This is a genomic window from Micromonospora sp. NPDC049201 (assembly GCF_055586805.1).
Map to the genome: position 1 here is coordinate 300,975 of NZ_JBVJHM010000005.1, position 18,094 is coordinate 319,068.

The 18,094-nt window shown below is 73.6% G+C and carries 14 protein-coding genes; 7 read left to right on the forward strand and 7 right to left on the reverse strand.

Annotation, left to right across the window (positions count from 1 at the left end; all coding sequences use genetic code 11):
• The first annotated feature begins 1 nt into the window (after position 1).
• The 5 genes from ACZ6O5_RS13315 to ACZ6O5_RS13335 all read left to right on the forward strand — a co-directional run bounded on the left by ACZ6O5_RS13315 (position 2) and on the right by ACZ6O5_RS13335 (position 5,788).
• Positions 2-946: an ABC transporter permease gene (locus ACZ6O5_RS13315; RefSeq protein ID WP_465976966.1), complete on the forward strand. Its 945-nt coding sequence runs from the start codon at positions 2-4 to the stop codon at positions 944-946.
• Positions 943-1,824, forward strand: coding sequence for an ABC transporter permease (locus tag ACZ6O5_RS13320; protein WP_396769926.1), 882 nt, complete (start codon positions 943-945; stop codon positions 1,822-1,824). The genes ACZ6O5_RS13315 and ACZ6O5_RS13320 overlap by 4 nt, the downstream gene beginning before the upstream one ends.
• Before the next feature lie 92 nt (positions 1,825-1,916).
• Positions 1,917-2,915, forward strand: coding sequence for an ABC transporter ATP-binding protein (locus ACZ6O5_RS13325; protein WP_465977234.1), 999 nt, complete (start codon positions 1,917-1,919; stop codon positions 2,913-2,915).
• A complete protein-coding gene (locus ACZ6O5_RS13330; RefSeq protein WP_465976969.1) occupies positions 2,912-3,964 on the forward strand; it encodes an ABC transporter ATP-binding protein in 1,053 nt (350 codons plus the stop codon). Before ACZ6O5_RS13325 ends, ACZ6O5_RS13330 begins: the two co-directional genes overlap by 4 nt.
• 36 nt (positions 3,965-4,000) lie before the next feature.
• Positions 4,001-5,788: a gamma-glutamyltransferase family protein gene (locus tag ACZ6O5_RS13335; RefSeq protein WP_465976971.1), complete on the forward strand. Its 1,788-nt coding sequence runs from the start codon at positions 4,001-4,003 to the stop codon at positions 5,786-5,788.
• Between the two features lie 147 nt (positions 5,789-5,935).
• Here the strand turns inward: ACZ6O5_RS13335 and ACZ6O5_RS13340 are convergent, their stop codons facing one another.
• Together ACZ6O5_RS13340 and sthA are read right to left on the reverse strand one after the other, a co-directional pair.
• Positions 5,936-6,796, reverse strand: coding sequence for a class I SAM-dependent methyltransferase (locus tag ACZ6O5_RS13340; protein ID WP_465976973.1), 861 nt, complete (start codon positions 6,794-6,796; stop codon positions 5,936-5,938).
• 5 nt (positions 6,797-6,801) lie between these two features.
• Positions 6,802-8,205, reverse strand: a complete 1,404-nt coding sequence (sthA, locus tag ACZ6O5_RS13345; protein ID WP_425788021.1) for a Si-specific NAD(P)(+) transhydrogenase — start codon at positions 8,203-8,205, stop codon at positions 6,802-6,804.
• Positions 8,206-8,285: 80 nt separating this feature from the next.
• Between sthA and ACZ6O5_RS13350 the strand changes: the two genes are divergently transcribed.
• Complete coding sequence (locus tag ACZ6O5_RS13350) at positions 8,286-9,758, forward strand: M1 family metallopeptidase (RefSeq protein ID WP_465976975.1); 1,473 nt, start codon at positions 8,286-8,288, stop codon at positions 9,756-9,758.
• A gap of 42 nt (positions 9,759-9,800) precedes the next feature.
• Here ACZ6O5_RS13350 and ACZ6O5_RS13355 read toward each other — a convergent pair whose 3' ends face one another.
• Positions 9,801-11,162, reverse strand: coding sequence for a glycosyl hydrolase family 18 protein (locus tag ACZ6O5_RS13355; protein WP_465976977.1), 1,362 nt, complete (start codon positions 11,160-11,162; stop codon positions 9,801-9,803).
• A gap of 118 nt (positions 11,163-11,280) precedes the next feature.
• Between ACZ6O5_RS13355 and ACZ6O5_RS13360 the strand changes: the two genes are divergently transcribed.
• Positions 11,281-12,522: an ROK family transcriptional regulator gene (locus ACZ6O5_RS13360; protein WP_465976979.1), complete on the forward strand. Its 1,242-nt coding sequence runs from the start codon at positions 11,281-11,283 to the stop codon at positions 12,520-12,522.
• 79 nt (positions 12,523-12,601) lie between these two features.
• Here ACZ6O5_RS13360 and ACZ6O5_RS13365 read toward each other — a convergent pair whose 3' ends face one another.
• From ACZ6O5_RS13365 to ACZ6O5_RS13380, 4 genes are all read right to left on the reverse strand, one after another.
• Entirely contained in the window at positions 12,602-14,485 is a 1,884-nt protein-coding gene (locus tag ACZ6O5_RS13365; RefSeq protein WP_465976981.1) for a ricin-type beta-trefoil lectin domain protein, read from the reverse strand.
• 125 nt (positions 14,486-14,610) lie between these two features.
• Positions 14,611-16,020 carry a GH1 family beta-glucosidase gene (locus tag ACZ6O5_RS13370; RefSeq protein WP_465976983.1) on the reverse strand — a complete coding sequence of 470 codons (1,410 nt, stop codon included), beginning with the start codon at positions 16,018-16,020 and terminating at the stop codon, positions 14,611-14,613.
• A 34-nt stretch (positions 16,021-16,054) separates the two neighbouring features.
• Entirely contained in the window at positions 16,055-17,062 is a 1,008-nt protein-coding gene (locus tag ACZ6O5_RS13375; RefSeq protein WP_465976985.1) for an ABC transporter ATP-binding protein, read from the reverse strand.
• Entirely contained in the window at positions 17,059-18,093 is a 1,035-nt protein-coding gene (locus tag ACZ6O5_RS13380) for an ABC transporter permease (RefSeq protein WP_465976986.1), read from the reverse strand. The genes ACZ6O5_RS13375 and ACZ6O5_RS13380 overlap by 4 nt, the downstream gene beginning before the upstream one ends.
• Between the last annotated feature and the right edge of the window lies 1 nt (position 18,094).

Consider the following 18,094-nt stretch of genomic DNA (forward strand, 5'->3'; position numbering starts at 1 on the left):
CATGACCCGCTTCGTCCTGCGGCGGGTCCTCCAGTCCGCGATCGTGCTGCTCGGGGTGACCCTGGTGGTCTTCCTGCTGCTGCAACTGGTGCCCGGCGACCCGGTGCGGGTGGCGCTCGGCACCCGCTTCGACCCGCAGACGTACGAGGCGCTGCGGGAACGCGCCGGCCTGGACCAGCCGCTGCCCGTGCAGTACGCCAGCTACCTCGGTCACGCGCTCACCGGCGACCTCGGGGTCAGCTTCCGCACCGGCCAGCCGGTCAGCCGGATCGTGCTGGAACGACTGCCGGCGACGCTGTCGCTGGCGCTCACCGCGGTGGTGTTCGCGCTGCTGGTGGCGTTCCCGCTGGGCATCGTCGCGGCGGTGCGCAGCGGCTCGGCGGTCGACCACGCGGCGCGCGTGTTCAGCCAGTTCGGCGTCTCGGTGCCCGACTTCTGGATGGGCATCATGGGGATCATCCTCTTCGCCGGTGTGCTGGGCTGGCTGCCGCCGTCGGGCTACGTCGCGCTCACCGAGGACCCGGGCCGGTGGGCGTCGCATGTGGCGCTGCCGGCGGTCACCGTCGGCCTGGTCACCGCGTCGATCCTCACCCGGTTCATCCGCTCCTCGGTGCTGGAGGTCCTCTCCGCCGACTACGTGCGCACCGCCGAGGCGAAGGGGCTGCGCAACCGGGTGGTGATCCTGCGGCACGTGCTGCGCAACGCGCTGATCCCGGTCGTCACCGTGGTCGCGGTGCAACTGGCCAGCCTGCTCGGCGGCGTCATCGTCATCGAGGTGCTGTTCGCCTGGCCCGGCATCGGCCGGCTCACGTTCGACGCGGTCCAGGCCCGCGACTATCCGGTCCTGCAGGGCGCCGTGCTGCTCGTGGCCGCGCTGTTCCTGCTGGTCAACCTGCTGGTGGACATTCTCTACGCCCGCCTCGACCCGAGGATCACGGTCAGGTGAGCGGCGCATCCGAGAGCACCCGGCGTCGCGTGCTGGACGCGCTGCGCCGCGACCCGCTCGCCGTCGGCGGCACGCTGGTCCTGTTGCTGCTGGTCGTGGTGGGCGTCGCCGGTCCCTGGCTGGCCCCGTCGGGCGTCAACGACGTCGACGTCGATGCGATGCTGCGCCCGCCCAGCGGGGCACACCCGTTCGGCACCGACGAGCTGGGCCGGGACGTGCTCAGCCGGGTGCTGGTCGCGGCGCGCGTCTCGCTCCAGGTCGGCGTGGTCAGCGTCGGCATCGCACTGGTCGCCGGCGTGACGCTCGGGCTGTTCGCCGGCTACTACCGGGGCTGGCTGGACAGCGTGCTGATGCGCTGCATGGACGTGCTGTTCGCGTTCCCGGTGCTGCTGCTGGCGGTGGCCATCGTGGCGGTGCTCGGGCCCGGCCTGCTCACCGCCATGGTCGCCATCGGCGTGGTCTACACCCCGATCTTCGCCCGGATCACCCGTGCCGGCGTGCTGGCCGTCCGCGAGCAGGTCTTCGTCCGGGCCGCCGTCTCCATCGGCGCGTCCGACCTGCGCATCATGCGCCGGCACGTGCTGCCCAACATCGCCGCGCCGCTGATCGTGCAGACGTCGCTGTCGTTGGCGTTCGCGATCCTGTCCGAGGCGGCCCTGTCCTTCCTCGGGCTGGGCATCCAGCCGCCGGCGCCGGCCTGGGGTCGGATGCTCTTCGACGGGCGGGGTTTCGTCACCGACGCCTGGTGGCTGGGCGTGTTCCCGGGCGCGGCGATCTTCCTGACCGTGCTCGCGTTCAACCTGGTCGGTGACGCGCTGCGCGACGTGCTCGACCCCCGCCAGCTCACCCTCAGCGAGGCCCGCAGGAGCACTCCATGAGCGAGCGCACCGAGCGAAGCGAGGGCCGCGAGGGCATGCCCAGTCAGCACCGCATGAGCGAGCGCACCGAGCGAAGCGAGGGCCACGAGCGCATGCCCAGCCAGCATCCCGTGACCAGTGGCGATGCCGTGTTCTCCGTCGAGGACCTCACCGTCACCGTCGGCACCCGGCGCGGGCCGGCCCGCGCCGTGGCCGGCGTGTCCTGGCAGGTGCGGGCCGGCGAGACGTTCGCGCTGGTGGGCGAGTCCGGCAGCGGCAAGAGCATGACGCTGCTCGCGGCGACCGGCCTGGCGCCACGCGCCGCCACGGTCACCGGCCGGGTCCGGCTGCTCGACACCGAGCTGAGCGCCCTGCCCGACGACCGCCGGCGCAGGCTGCGCGGCCGGCACGTCGGGTTCGTGTTCCAGGATCCGATGACCTCGCTCAACCCGGTGCTGCCGGTCGGCCGGCAGGTCACCGAGGCGGCCGAGGCGCACCTCGGGCTGACCCGCCGCGCCGCCCGGGACCGGGCGGTGGAGCTGCTCGACCTGGTCGGCATCCCGTCGGCCGCGCAGCGGGTCGACGCGTTCCCGCACCAGTTCTCCGGCGGCATGCGCCAGCGCGTCGTCATCGCCATGGCGCTGGCCTGCGAGCCGGACCTGCTGATCGCCGACGAGCCGACCACCGCGCTCGACGTCACCACCCAGGCGCAGATCGTCGAGCTGGTCGCCGACCTCCAGCAGCGGCTCGGCACCGCGGTCGTCTGGGTCACCCACGACCTGGGCGTGGTCGCCGGCATCGCGGACACCGTCGCGGTGATGTACGGGGGGCGGATCGTCGAGCAGGGCCCGGTCGACGCGGTGTTCGACGCGCCGACACACCCGTACACCCGGGCGCTGCTCGCGGCGCGGCCGGACCCGGCCCGCCGGGGTGAGGACCTGGTGGCGATCCCGGGCGCCCCGCCGAGCCCGCTCGACCTGCCGCCGGGCTGCGCGTTCTGGCCGCGCTGCCCGGTGCGCGCCGACCCCCGGTGCGAGCACGAGCTGCCCCCGCTGACGCCGGTCGGCGACGGGCACACCGTCCGCACCTTCTATCCGGGAGAGACGCCATGACAGCGGCGGACGTGGTCGCCGAACTGGACGACCTGGCGGTGCACTTCCCGACCCCGGCCGGCGTGGTCCGCGCCGTGGACGGCGTCACCCTGGCCGTCCGCCGGGGCGAGACGCTCGGCCTGGTCGGTGAGTCCGGCAGCGGCAAGTCCACCGCCGGCCTGGCGCTGATGCGGCTGGTCGACCCGACCGCCGGCCGGGTCCGGGTGGCCGGCGCGGACGTGACCCGGCTGTCCCGGCGTCGCCTGCGCGGCATGCGCCGGCACGTGGCGATGGTGTTCCAGGACCCGCAGGCGTCGCTGGACCCGCGCCGTACGGTCGCGGACAGCGTCGCCGAGCCGCTCGTGGTGCACCGGCTGGCCACGTCCGCCGCCGCCCGCCGGTCCCGGGTGGCGGAGCTGCTGGAGTTGGTCGGCCTGCGGCCGGAGACCGCCGACCGGCACCCGCACGAGCTGTCCGGCGGCCAGCGTCAGCGGGTGGGGGTGGCCCGCGCGCTGGCCGGTGAGCCGGACCTGATCGTGCTGGACGAACCGATCGCCTCGCTGGACCTGAGCGTGCAGGCGCAGATCATGAACCTGCTCCGGCGGCTGCAACGGGATCTCGGGCTGACCTACCTGTTCATCGCGCACGACCTGGCCGCCGTCGAGCACATGAGCGACCGGATCGCGGTGATGTACCTGGGCCGCATCGTGGAGACCGGCCCGCCGGAGCGGATCTACCAGCGGCCGGCGCACCCGTACACGGCGGCGCTGCTGTCGGCGGTGCCGGTGGCCGATCCCCGCGTCGAGCGGGAACGCCGGCGCATCGTGCTCTCCGGTGACATCCCCAGCCCGGTGGACCCGCCCAGCGGCTGCCGCTTCCGTACCCGCTGCCCGCAGGCCCGCGACGCGTGCGCCGGGACCGATCCGGCGCTGGCCGAGGTCGGTCCCGGCCAGCACGCCGCCTGCCTGTTCCCGCTGGACGGCGCGCTGCTGCCCGTCGTCGGAACGGACCGCGCGGACGGGCCGGACCGGGACGGCGGCGCGGCGCGCGCCGACACCGGCGCGGCGTAGGCTCACCGGGCCGCCGTCGCCCGCAGGAGCCGCCCGATGACGTTCACCACCCGGCCGACGCTGCGCGGCACGTTCGGCATGGTCTCCTCGACGCACTGGCTGGCCAGCCAGTCCGCGATGGGCGTGCTGGAGCGCGGCGGCAACGCGTTCGACGCCGCGGTCGCCGCCGGTTTCGTGCTGCACGTGGTCGAGCCGCACCTCAACGGCCCCGGCGGCGAGGTGCCGGCGATCCTCGCCACGGCCGGCGATCCCACCCCGCGGGTGCTCTGCGGCCAGGGCCCGGCCCCGGCCGGCGCCACCGTCGCGCACTTCCGTGCGCTCGGTCTGGACCTGGTGCCCGGCGCCGGCCCGCTCGCCGCCGTGGTGCCCGGCGCGGTCGACGCCTGGCTGCTCCTGTTGCGCGACCACGGCACCCGCCCGCTCGACGAGGTGCTGGAACCGGCGATCGGCTACGCCGCCGCCGGTCATCCGCTGGTCGGCGCCGCCGGGCAGACCGTGGCGCGGGTCCGGTCGCTGTTCACCGAGCACTGGCCGACCTCCGCGCGGCTCTGGCTGCGCGACGGCCGCCCGCCCGCGCCGGGGGAGATGGTCACCAACCCGGCGTACGCGGGGACGCTGCGCCGCCTGGTCGAGGCCGGGCGGGATGCCGGGGCGGACCGGGTGGCGCAGATCGAGGCGGCCCGGCGCGCCTGGCGGGAGGGTTTCGTCGCCGAGGCGATCGACCGGTTCAGTCGCCGCCCGTTCCGTGACTCCAGTGGTCGCCCGCACGCCGGCCTGGTCACCGGTGACGACCTGGCCGGCTGGTCGGCCACCTGGGAGGAGCCGGTCACGCTCGACTGGCGCGGGCACACCGTGGCGAAGACCGGTTTCTGGGGCCAGGGCCCGGTGCTGTTGCAGGCGCTGGCGACGCTCGACGCGCTCGACGATCCCCGGGCGCTGGATCCGTCCACCGTGGACGGCATCCACGCCCAGGCCGAGGCGCTGAAGCTCGCCTTCGCCGACCGGGAGGCGTGGTACGGCGACACCGACGTGCCGGGCGCGGCGCTGCTCTCGTCGGCGTACTCCCGCGAACGGGCCGCGCTGATCGGCGACCGGGCCGCGACCGGGTTGCGTCCGGGTCGCCCGGCGGGCGCGTCGCCGCGGCTCCCGGCGCACCTGGGCGCGCACGCCGCCCGGCGGGCCGGCCCGCCGGACCCGAGCACCGGCGAACCGACGGTACGCGCGGACGGGGTGACCCGCGGCGACACCTGCCACGTCGACGTGGTGGACCGGTGGGGCAACATCATCTCGGCCACCCCGAGCGGCGGCTGGTTGCAGAGTTCGCCGACCATTCCGGAGCTGGGCTTCCCGCTGGGCAGCCGGTTGCAGATGTGCTGGCTGGAGGAGGGGCTCGCGTCGTCGCTGCGGCCGGGCCGGCGTCCGCGTACCACGTTGAGCCCGACACTGGTGCTGCGTGCGGGCGAGCCGGTGCTGGCCTGCGGCACGCCCGGCGGCGACCAGCAGGACCAGTGGCAGTTGCTGTTCCTGCTGCGTCACGTCGCCGGCGGACAGGAGTTGCAGGAGGCGATCGACGCGCCGGCCTGGCACACCACCAGCCTGCCGGCGTCGTTCTACCCGCGTGAGGTCGAGCCGGGCGTGCTGGTGGTGGAGGACCGGTTCGACCCGGACGTGTTGGCCGCGTTGCGCGCGAAGGGCCACACCGTGCGCCGCGCCGACCCGTGGAGCCTGGGCCGCCTGTGCGCCGTCACCCGCGACCCGCGCACCGGCGTCCTGTCCGCCGCCGCCAACCCCCGAGGCGCCCAGAACTACGCCACCGGCCGCTGACCCCCCGTCCCCCCGTCCCTGCCCCACGCCGCGTCGATCTTGCAGATTCGGCCCCGGCATCGCGGACAAACCGGGCTTCCACCGGGCCGCAACTGCAAGATCGCGGGGGAGAGAGGGGGCGGGAGGGGAGGGTGGGGAGGGTGGGGGTTAGGGGTGGTCGGCGGTGGTGATGTGGCTGTGGCGGAGGGAGCGGGGGTGGTGGGTGGGGGTGCCCAGGCGGCGGGCGGTGTCGAGCAGGTGCTCGGTGCGGGTGACGGTGAAGCCGTGGCGGGTGAGCAGGGCGGCCATCGCGGCCGGGGTCCACGTGGAGCGCCACGGCTCGTCCACCCAGACGCTCGACCGGCCGGTGGTGGCCGCCAGCAGCCGGGCCAGCACCCGGCCGAGCGTGGTGGTCACCGCGGGCGTCTGATAGTTGACCACGAGCCGGCTGCCCGGTGCGGAACGGGCGGCCACCGCCTCGACCGTGGTCGCCACCTGCGCCCGGGTCAGGTACGGCACCACGCCCTCCCAGACCCAGGTCGTCGGCGTGTCGGCGCGGTGCCCGGCGGCGGCCAGCGCCTCGCCCAGCCGGTCCCGGCCGAAGTCCACCGGAACGAACCGGGGCGGGGCGCCGGGCAGCGCGCCGGCCCGGTCGCGTTTGTCCCGCTGGCTGGCCGGCTGGTCGACCTCGAAGACGGCCGCCCCGGCGAGTTCCGGCATCCGCCACGCGCGCCCGTCCAGCCCCGCGCCGAGGATCACCACCTGCGGGCCGGGCCGCTCCCGGACGGCGTCGTCGACGGCGACCGTGCGGGGCGCCATCACCTCGGCGCAGGCGCGGACGCTCTCGTAGTCGACCCGGGGCCGCCAGCCGGGCGGCGCCGCGCCGGCGCGGACCCGGTCGACGGCGACGCGCTCGTCCGGGCGCAGCATCGGCGCGGCGGTCGGGTCGGTGAAGCGCCCCGGGGCGAGCCGCCCGTCGGCGGCGGCACGGCCCTGGCACACCAGCACCGCGGTCCGGCTCGCCCGCATGTCGCTCAGCCGTCGATCCGGGTGATGTTGCGGATCTTGTTGGCGGCGTCCAGCGCCGCCACCTTGTACGCCTCGGCCAGCGTCGGATAGTTGAACACCGCGTCGAGCAGGTAGTCGACCGTCCCGCCGCAGCCCATCACCGCCTGCCCGATGTGGATGATCTCGGTGGCGCCGGTGCCGAACACGTGCACGCCGAGCAGGCGCCCGTCCGTCGGCGAGACGAGCAGCTTCAACATGCCGTACGAGTCGCCGACGATCTGCCCCCGGGCCAGTTCGCGGTAGCGGGCGATGCCCACCTCGAACGGGGTGGAGCTGTCGGTCAGCTCGTCCTCGGTCTTCCCGACGAAGCTGATCTCCGGGATGGTGTAGATGCCGATCGGCTGCAGTTCCGGCATCGCGCGGGCCGGTTCCCCGCAGGCGTGCTGCGCGGCCAGGCGGCCCTGTTCCATCGAGGTGGAGGCGAGCGCCGGGAAGCCGATGACGTCGCCCACGGCGTAGATGTTCTCGACCGCGGTGCGGTAGTCGGCGTCGACCTGGATTCGGCCGCGGTGGTCGGCGGTGAGCCCGGCCGCCTCCAACGCGAGTTCGTCGGTCTGCCCCTGGCGGCCGGCGGAGTACATCACCGTGTCGGCGACGATCTTCTTGCCGCTGCGCAGCACGCAGAGCGCGGCGGTGCGGTGCTTCTCCACCGACGCCACCTCCTCGCCGAAGCGGAACGTCACGGACAGGTCCCGCAGGTGGTACTTCAACGACTCGACGATCTCCTCGTCGCAGAAGTCGAGCATCCGCTCGCGGCGCTCGACCACCGTCACCTTGGTGCCGAGCGCGGCGAACATCGACGCGTACTCCATCCCGATCACGCCGGCGCCGACCACGACCATGCTGCGCGGCACGGCCTGGAGGTTGATGACGCCGTCGGAGTCGACGATCGTCCGGTCGTCGAAGTCGACGCTGTCCGGGCGTGCCGGGCGGGTGCCGGCGGCGATGACCGCCTTGTCGAAGCTGACCCGGGTCTCCCGGCCGGAGCCGGCGTCGACCCAGACCGAGTGCGCGTCGGCGAACCGGCCGGTGCCGGTGATCATCGTGACCCGGTTGCGGGCCAGTTGGTCGCGGATCACGTCGGTCTGCCGGCCGATCACGTGCTGGGTCCGGGCGGCCAGGTCGGCGACCGTGATGTCCTCCTTGACGCGGTAGCTGCTTCCGTAGAGGTCACGCTGGCTCAGCCCGGTCAGGTAGAGGACCGCCTCGCGCAGCGTCTTGGACGGCACGGTGCCGGTGTTGATGCACACCCCGCCGAGCATGTCGCGACGGTCCACGACGGCGACGCGACGGCCCAGCTTGGCCGCGGCGATCGCCGCCTTCTGTCCACTTGGTCCGGAGCCCAGCACCAGCAGGTCGTAGTCATACACGCCCGACAGCCTGGCAGCATGTCCCGGCGGACGCCAGCGGAGGGGCCCCCAGAAGTGGATCATTCCCGTATGGTGCGCTGATGCGTCGCCGCGTACCGCTGATCCTGCTTCTCGCGCCGCTGCTCGCCGCCGGGTGCACCACCGACCCCGCCGCGCCGGCCGCCGACCCGTCCGCTCCGCCGACCACGCCCGGTCCGACCGTCCCCGCCGTCGACTACACCGCCTGGCAGGCGGGCCGTTCCACGCCGGTGGCCGACAAGGTCTACCCGGCGCGGGGCACCGACGCGCTGGACGTCCTGCACTACGACCTGGCGGTGCAGTGGGCGCCGCCGACCCGGACCCTCACCGGCGCCGCCACGCTGCGGATCCGTCCGGTCCGGGACGCGCCGAACCTGGTGCTCGACTTCATGCCCTACCAGCTCGACGGCGTGACGCTGGACGGCGCGCCGGTCACCGCGGCGGTGGCCCGGGAGAAGCTCACGGTGACCGCGCCGGTCGTGGCCGACAAACCGGTGACGTTGCTGGTCAAGTACCACGGCCGGCCGCGGACCACGCCGATGCCGTCGCACCGCAAGGACGTGGAGGACCTCGGCCTCACCGTCACCAAGGAGGGCGGCCTCTGGACGATGCAGGAGCCGTTCGGGGCGTTCACCTGGTACCCGGCGAACGACCAGCCCGCCGACGAGGCGCTCTACGACATCCGGGTGACCGTGCCGGCGGGGTGGACCGCGATCGCCGGCGGCACCCCGGCCGGGCAGTCCGGCACCACGTTCTCCTACCGCAGCGCCGACCCGGTCGCGACGTACCTGACCACGCTCGCGGTCGGGAAGTACCAGAAGCTGACCGCCAAGGGGCCGCGCGGCGTGCCGCTGACCTACTGGTACCGCAAGGGCGCCGACGACGATCTGGTGCCGTACCTGAAGAAGTCCCCGCAGTACCTGGCCTGGCTGGAGAAGAAGTTCGGCCCGTACCCGTTCCCCTCCGGCGGCGTCGTGGTGGTGGACTCGGCGTCGGGCATGGAGACCCAGCAGATGATCACGATGGGCGGGAAGATCGAGGACACCCGGGCCCGCCGGGACCGCTGGGGCAGCGACCTGCTCCACGAGTACGCCCACCAGTGGTTCGGCAACTCCGTCACGCCCACGAGCTGGACCGACCTGTGGCTGAACGAGGGCTGGGCGAAGTACGCCCAGGACCTGTACACCCAGGAGACGCTGAAGCTGAGCGCGGCGAGCCTGGACCGCTACCTGCGCGAGGGCGACGCGGCCCTGCGCAAGAAGCTGGGCCCGCCCGGCAGGCCCGACCCGAAGCGGTTCGCCGAGGGCAACGTCTACCTCTGCCCGGCGGCCATGCTCCGCGAGATCCACCGGCAGGTGGGCGACAAGACGTTCTTCGTGCTGGCCCGCGCCTGGGTGCAGGACCAGCGCAACACCCAACAGGACCGCGCGTCGTTCATCGCGTTCCTCAACGAGCGGACCGGCCGCGACTTCACCAAGCTGGTCAACGCCTGGCTGGACTCGAAGACCACGCCGAAGCAGATCAGGGTCGGTTGACCGGGTCCGGGGCCCCGCGGGTCGGCGGGGCCCCGGACCGGCTCAGCGGCCCTGGAGCGCCCGGACGTTGTCGCCGAACGTCCAGCCCTTCGACCCGTCCCAGTTGACCGACCAGGTCATCAGGCCCTTGAGTCCCGGCACTGAGTGCCACGCCTGGCTGACCAGCGACGGGCTCAGGTAGCCACCGCCCGCGCCGGGCTGCGCCGGCAGGCCGGGGACCTGCTTGTCGTACGGGACGCGGATGGTGACGCCCTGGACGGTGAGCCCGTTGTTCAGGCACTGCGTCTGCACCGTGAAGCCCTGCACGGTGCCGGCCGGGTACGAGTCACCGGCGCAGCCGTACATGGAGCCGTTGTAGTACTGCATGTTCAGCCACCAGAGCCGGCCGTTGTCGGCGTACTTCCTGACGATCGGCAGGTACGCGCCCCAGATCGAGCCGTAGGTGACGCTGCCGCCGGTGACGTACGCGGTCTCCGGCGCCATGGTGAGCCCGAAACCGGCCGGCATCTGGGCCAGCACCCCGTCGATGATCCGGATCAGGTTGGCCTGCGACGGCGAGAGCTGGTTGATGTTCCCGCTGCCGGTCAGCCCGGTCTCGATGTCGATGTCGATGCCGTCGAAGTTGTGCCGTTTGAGGATCGGCACCACGGTGGCGACGAACCGGTCGGCGACGGCGGCGGAGCTGAGGTCGATGCCGGCGGCGGCGCCGCCGATGGAGAGCAGTACGGTCAGGCCGGCGGACTTGGCCTGGCAGACCTGCGCCGGGGTGGGCACCCGGACGCCGGCGTCCATGCCGTCCTCCCAGAGCACGGTGCCGTCGGCGCGGATGACCGGGAACGCGGCGGTGACCACGTTGTAGCCGTGGCCGGTGATCCGGGCGTCGGTGACCGGGATCCAGCCGAGTCCGGGGTGCACGCCGTTGGCCGCGCCGTCCCAGTTCTCCCAGTAGCCCTGGAGCACCTTGCCGGTCGGTCGGGACCGCAGCGCGCAGGTGTCACCGCCCGGCGTGGACGTCGCGGTCGGGGTCGGCGTGGGGGTCCGGGTGGGGGAGGGGGACGCGGTGGGACTGGGCGTGGGTGACGGTGGCCGGGTGGTCGGGCTGGGTGACGGTGTGCCGCCGGTGCAGGCGCCGAGGTCGGTCCAGAGCGCCGGCACGGCGGCCGGCGTCCAGCCCGCGCCGACCGGCGGGGTGTGCGTGACCAACGCCTGATAGAGCCGGCCGGCGTAGCTGGCCCGGCTGCCGGCGGTCCAGGTGACGCCCTCGGCCCAGGCCGGCGCGTCGCAGGCCACCAGCGCGGTGGGGTTCGCGGCGGCGGCGAAGCCACCGGCGGCGGGCAGGGCCACGGTGGCGGCGAGCAGCGCGACACCACCGAGCAGAGCGGTCGTCCCACGTCCGAGTCGCATGACATACCTCCTCATCGATGCGGCGGAGGTTATCAGTTAACTTTGTTAAGTGTAAATGCGCAGTAGTCTGTCAGCACTTCGTTCAGGACGTGAAATGTAGGGAAGGACGGCGGCGGACGTGGACGCCAGACGCACCACGGTGCGCGACATGCGCCGGGCCAACCGGTCGGTCCTGCTCACCCGGATCTGGCTGGACGGCCCGCTCAGCCGGCACGAGCTGGGCCAGTCCACCGCGTTGAGCCTGGCCAGCGTGAGCAACCTGGTCGGCGAGATGATCGCCGAAGGGTTGGTCGAGGAGGCCGGCTCGGTGGAGTCCGACGGCGGTCGCCCCCGGGTGCTGCTGCGGGTCGCCCCCGGCCACGGCTACCTGGTCGGCGCCGACGTGGGCGAGACTCGGGTGCAGGTCGAGCTGTTCGACCTGACCATGACCGCGCTGGCCAAGGCGGAGTACCCGATCGCCGCCGCCGAGCCCGACCCGCGACAGGTCGCCACGCACCTGCTGCACGGCCTCGCCGCGGTGACCGAGCAGGCGGGCGTCGATCCGGCCGCGGTGCTCGGCTTCGGCGTCGCCGTCTCCGGCACGGTCGAGCGCGCCGCCGACGCGGTGGTGCACGCGCAGACACTCGGCTGGGACGGCGTCCCGCTCGGCGCGATGCTGCGCGCCGGCACCGACGTGCCGGTGCACATCGACAACGGCGCCAAGACGCTCGGCCAGGCCGAGATGTGGTTCGGCGCCGGCCGTGGCGTCCGGCACGCGGTGGTCGTCCTGGTCGGGTCCGGTGTCGGGGCGTGCGTGGTCGCCGACGGCGTCGGCTACCGCGGCGCGCACAGCAGCGCCGGCGAGTGGGGCCACACCACCATCGTGTACGGGGGCCGGCGCTGCCGCTGCGGCAACCTCGGCTGCCTCGAGGCGTACGTCGGCGCGGAGGGGGTGCTCGACCGGTTCCGGCGGGCCAACCGGGGCCGCCCGGCGCCCGGCGGGGACGAGGAGAGCGCGTTCGGTGAGCTGCTGCGCGCCGGCAGCCGCACCGCCGCGACGGTGATCGACGAGACGGTCGGCTACCTCGGCGCCGGCCTGGCCAACCTGGTGAACCTGTTCAACCCGGAGCGGGTGGTGCTGGGCGGCTGGGCCGGGCTGGCGCTGGGCGAGCGCCATCTGCCGGCGATCCGCGAGGCGACCGCGCGGCACGCGCTGCGCCAGCCGTACGCGCAGACCTCGGTCGAGCTGTGCCGGCTCGGACCGGACGCGGTCGCGATGGGCGCGGCCACCCTGCCGATGGCCCGGCTGCTGCGCGACGGCGGCGTGCGCCGCGAGCCGGCGGCCCGGCCGGCCCCATCGCGGCGGTCGCCGGGCCGCTGACCGGCCGGCCCGGCCGGACCGGCGTCATCCGCGGCGGCGGCCGGACCGGCGTCGCCGCCGGCCCGGCCACCCCGTGGGGTCAGGACGGCAGCGTCCACTTCTGGTTGGCGCCCCCGGTGCAGCTCCACACCTGCGTCTTCGCCCCGTCGGCGGACGTGTTGCCGGTGACGTCGAGGCACTTGTCCGCCTGCGGGTTCACCAGGTCCCGCCCGGCGGTCGCGGTCCACTGCTGGGCGGCGCTGCCGTTGCACGCCCAGAGCTGCACCCTCGTGCCGTCGGCGGTGCCGCCGCCGGCCACGTCGAGGCACTTGCCGAGCGCACGCAGCGTCCCGTCGGCGGCCCGGGTCCAGCGCTGGTTGGCCGCCCCGGTGCAGCTCCAGATCTGCACCGGCGTGCCGTCGGCGCTGGCGTTGTCGGTGACGTCCAGGCACTTTCCGCCGATGCCGGTGACCGGGCCGGTCGGCGTCGCGCCGCCGCCGGACTGGGTGCCGGACCAGGTGAACGTGGCGGTGGTTCGGGCCGGCAGCGGGTAGCTGAAGGACTGCCCGCCCCACACCACCCGGACCGACTGCGCGGACGTGCCGCCGTTGTGCGCCAGCAGCGCCTTGGAGCCGTCCGGGTTGCGGTACGCCACGTTCTGCACCGTGCCGTTGGCGGTGGAGTCGATCCGGGTCGCGCCGGGCCGGACGAACCTGGTCAGGTGGCCGGTGGTGTAGTACTCGATCGTGTAGTCCACCTGGCCGGCCCGGGCGCCGCCCTCCTGCACGGTGATCAGGCCGGTGCAGGTGCCGCAGCCGCCGTTGTGCGGGCCCATGTTCTGGTTGACCGCGAGGCTCCACTTCACCACGCTGCGGCTCCAGTTCCGGGCGTAGCTCACGATGTCGGCCATGTCCTCGTTGTGCTGGTTGGTGATCCAGGTGCCGCCGGAGTGCTCGGTGCTGAACTGCGGCACCGCCGGGTACTGCGCGCGCACCTGGCTGCCGACCGCCGGGTCGCCGAAGTAGCCGTGCCAGGCGATGCCGCCGAAGAGCGGGTCGGTGCGGACCGCGCTGTCGGCGAGCAGCCCGGAGCCGATGGTGCCGTAGTCGCCGTAGTTCCAGTCGTGCACCAGCACCTTCGTGTTGATCCCGGCGGCGCGGAACGCCGGGTAGACGAAGTTCTTGGTCAGCTCCGTCAGGCCGGCGGCGTTCCAGCTCATGCCGGGGTAGTCCATCGCGGTGGGGTTGCCGGCCTGGCAGCAGTTCGGCTCGTTCTGCACCGACAGGTAGTCGACGGTGACGCCGCGCGCCGCGTACGCCTGGAGCGTCCGGACCAGGTACTGCGCGTAGGTGGCGTAGTGCTCCCACTTCAGCCAGCCCATCTGGTCCATCCGGCCGTTGTCCTTCATCCAGCCGGGCGCGCTCCACGGCACCACCATCACCCGCAGCGCCGGATTGAGCTGGCGGGCCTGCGCGGTGAGCAGCTCGACGTTCGTGTCGTAGCCGTTCGCGCCGAAGTCGTTGAGGTCGCAGCAGGTGTCGTCGAGGGACATGTTGCCGGGCCGGGACAGGTCGGACGCGCCGACCGGGTTGCGGACGAACGACAGCCCGATCCCGTCGGTGGGGCTGAACAGCTTGCGCATCACCGCGTCCCGGGTGGCCGCGCTGATCGGGCCGCCGCGCAGCAGGTACGCGGTGGTGTCGGTGATGGACGCGCCGGCGCCCTCGAACGGCTGGTAGCGGGTGTTCTCGTCGACGGTGATGGTGTGCGTGGCGCCGGGGCTGGTGGCGGCGAAGGCGAGTGGGCTCTGCTGTTGCAGCCCACGGGTGACGGTCCGGCCGCCGCTGTCGGAGGTGGTGGTGAGCCAGACGTCGACGCGTTCACCGGCGGCGTGGGCGGCGGTGGTGGGGACGAGGGCGCCGGCGGTGAGGCAGAGCGTCAGGGCGACGCGGCCGGCGAGGCGGGCAACGGTGGTGGGGGACACGGGTGCTCCTTCCGGATGAATAGACATCCGCGAATGAGCGAACCGTTGTTCCGGGCTTATGTCAAGACGTGAAAGAAAGGGGCGGCCGCCCGGGAAGCTCCCGCTCGGCCGCCCCGGAGGTCGGATCAGCGCCGCTCGCGCGCCCGCCGGACGGTGTCGCGGTACCACAGCGCGCTGCGCTTCGGGGTGCGGCGCTGGGTGTCGTAGTCCACCCGGACGATGCCGAACCGCTTGTCGTAGCCGTACGCCCACTCGAAGTTGTCAAGCAGCGACCAGGCGAAGTAGCCCCGCACGTCCGCGCCCGCCTGCCGGGCCCGGGCCACCGCCCGCAGGTGCTCGGTCAGGTAGCCGACCCGGTCGTCGTCGGCCACGAACCCCTCCGCGTCCGGCTCGTCGTCGAACGCCGCGCCGTTCTCGGTGATCACCATCGGCACGCCCGGGTAGTCGCGGTGCAGTCGCACCAGCAGGTCGGTGAAGGACTCCGGGACGATCTCCCAGTCCATCGCGGTGCGCGGCAGGTCCCGGCGGACCACCCGGCGCACCGGTCGGCCGTCGTCGTCGCGCTCCCGCCCCTGCTCGTCCACGCCGGAGTGGAGTTGCCCGAAGTAGTAGTTCACGCCCAGCACGTCGATCGGGGTGGCGATGACGTCCAGATCGCCGTCCTCGACCGGGATCCGCACCCCCTCGGCCGCCAGGTCGTCGATCACGTCCTGCGGGTAGGACCCGCGCAGCACCGGGTCCAGGTAGAGCCGGTTGCCCAGCCCGTCCGCCGCCCGCGCCGCGTCCCGGTCCGCCGCGCTGTCGGTCGCCGGGTCGGCGGTGGACAGGTTCACGGTCAGCCCCAGCTCGATCGGCGTCTGCGCCGCCGCGCGCAGCCGCTGGCCGGCCAGCCCGTGCCCGAGCAGCAGGTGGTGCGCGGCGGCGATGCCGTCGCCCAGGTTCCGCCGGCCGGGGGCGTGGTCGCCGTAGGCGTACCCGAGCATCGCCGAGCACCACGGCTCGTTGAGCGTGGTCCAGGTGCGGACCCGGTCGCCGAGCGCGGCGAAGACCAGCTCCGCGTAGTCGGCGAAGCGGTACGCGGTGTCCCGGTTCGGCCAGCCGCCGGCGTCCTCCAGCTCCTGCGGCAGGTCCCAGTGGTAGAGCGTCACCCACGGGTCCACGCCGCGGCCGAGCAGCTCGTCCACCAGCCGGTCGTAGAAGTCCAGCCCGGCCGTGTTGGCCGGCCCGCGCCCGCCGGGCTGCACCCGCGGCCAGGCCACCGAGAACCGGTAGGTGTCCAGCCCCAGGTCGGCGATGAGCGCCACGTCCTGCGGCATCCGGTGGTAGTGGTCGCAGGCCACGTCGCCGTGGTCGCCGTTGGCCACCGCCCCCGGGACCCGGCAGAAGGTGTCCCAGATCGACGGCGTGCGACCGTCCTCGGCCACCGCGCCCTCGATCTGGTACGACGACGTCGCCACCCCCCACCGGAAGGTCGGCGGCAGCGTGTCGATCGGGTCGGCCTGATCGACGCTCGGGCGGTTGAGGTCGGTGTCCATGGTTCTCCTCGCGGTAGCGGTGGGCTCGGACTTCTCAGCGGGGCAGGGGGGCGACGGCCGGGTGCAGCCAGCACGCGACGGCCCGGGTCGGATCGTCGACACCGGGTGGGCCCAGCACCGGCAGGCGCTCGTCGCACGGCGTGAACGCCTTCGGACAGCGCGGGTGGAACGCGCAGCCGGCCGGCATGGCGCGCAGGTCCGGTGGGGAGCCGGGGATGCCGGTCAGCTCCCGGCGCGGCCCGTGCAGCGCCGGGAACGAGTGCAGCAACCCCTCGGTGTACGGGTGCAGCGGCTCGGCGTACAGCCGGGCGGCGGGCGCCTCCTCGACGATCCGGCCGCCGTACATGATGGCGATCCGGTCGGAGAACTCGACCAGCAGCGACAGGTCGTGGGTGATGAACAGCACCGCGAAGCCGAGCCGCTCGCGCAGCTCGGTGAGCTGGCCGAGGATCTGCCGTTGCATCACCACGTCCAACGCGGTGGTCGGCTCGTCCATGATGACCAGTTGCGGCTCCAACGCCAGCGCCATGGCGATCATGACGCGTTGCCGCATGCCGCCGGAAAGCTGGTGCGGGTAGCTGTCCAGCCGGTCGGCGGCGATCCCGACCAGGCGCAGCAGGTCCTTTGCGCGGGCCCGCCGGCTCGCCGGGGTGCTCCTCGGCTCGTGCGCCCTGATCACGTCGAGGAGCTGGGTGGAGACCCGGTGCACCGGGTTGAGCGAGTTCATCGCGCCCTGGAACACGATCGACGTCTCCGCCCAGCGGAACTCGCGCAGCCGGGCGGGGCTCAGCGTCAGCACGTCCACCGGTGGGCCGTCGGCCGGGTGGTAGATCACCTGGCCGCCGCTGACCACGCCGGGCGGCGGCAGCAGCCGGGTCAGCCCGTACGCCAGGGTGGACTTGCCGCTGCCGCTCTCCCCGGCCAGGCCGAGCACCTCGCCGCGGTGCAACGTCAGGTCCACGTCGCGGACCGCCCGCACCGCGTCCGGGCCGACGCCGTAGTCGACGCACAGTCCCCGGATCTCCAGCACCTGGTCGCTCATCGGGTCTGGTCCTCTCGGGTGTCGGGCATCGGGACGGGGGCCGCCGCCGGGGCCAGCACGGGGGTGAACCCCACGCGCATCCGGACCGTGCGGCCGTCCGCGGTGCGGATCCGGGTCCGGCCGCCGGTGCGCAGCCGGGGGCTGACGAACTCGTCGATGCCGAAGTTGATCAGCGCGAGCGCGGTGCCGAGCAGCGCGATGGCCAGCCCGGCCGGTACGAACCACCACCACGCGCCCTGTGCGAGCGCCTGCTGGCCCTGCGCCCAGAACAGGATGGTGCCCCAGTTCCAGGAACTGACCGAGGAGATGCCGATGAACGCCAGGGTGATCTCCGACATCACCGCGAAGATCACCGTGCCGACGAAGCCGGAGGCGATGATCGCGGTCAGGTTCGGCAGCACCTCGAAGCCGATGATCCGCCAGGTCCGCTCGCCGTTGGCCCGCGCCGCCTCGACGTAGTCGCGGCGGCGCAACGACAGCGTCTGGGCGCGCAGCACCCGGGCGCCCCAGGCCCACGAGGTGAGCCCGATGATCAGCGCGACCAGCAGGTCACCGGCCTGGTCGACGAGCGACGCCACGATGATGATCAGCGGCAGCGCCGGGATCACCAGGAACACGTTGGACAGCGCGGAGAGGCCCTCGTCGGCCGCGCCGCCCAGGTAGCCGGCGGTCACCCCGATCAGGACGGACAGGATCGTGGCCAGCACGCCGGCGATCAGGCCCACCACCATCACGCTGCGCGCGCCCACCAGGATCTGGCTGAAGATGTCCTGCCCGAGGTGGGTGGTGCCGAACCAGTGCCGGGTCGACGGCGCCTGGAGCACGTCCGCGCCTCGCGCGTCCGGGTCGTACGGCGCGATCCACGGCCCGATGACCGCCAGCAGCACGTACACGCCGAGGATGGCCAGGCCGGTCGCGGCCTTGGCGTTGGCCACGAAGCGGAACCGGCGGCGCCGCGCCCGGGCCGACGGCTGCGCCATCGCGCCCTGGCCGGGGATGACCTGCTCGATGCTCGACGGGGAGATTGTCATC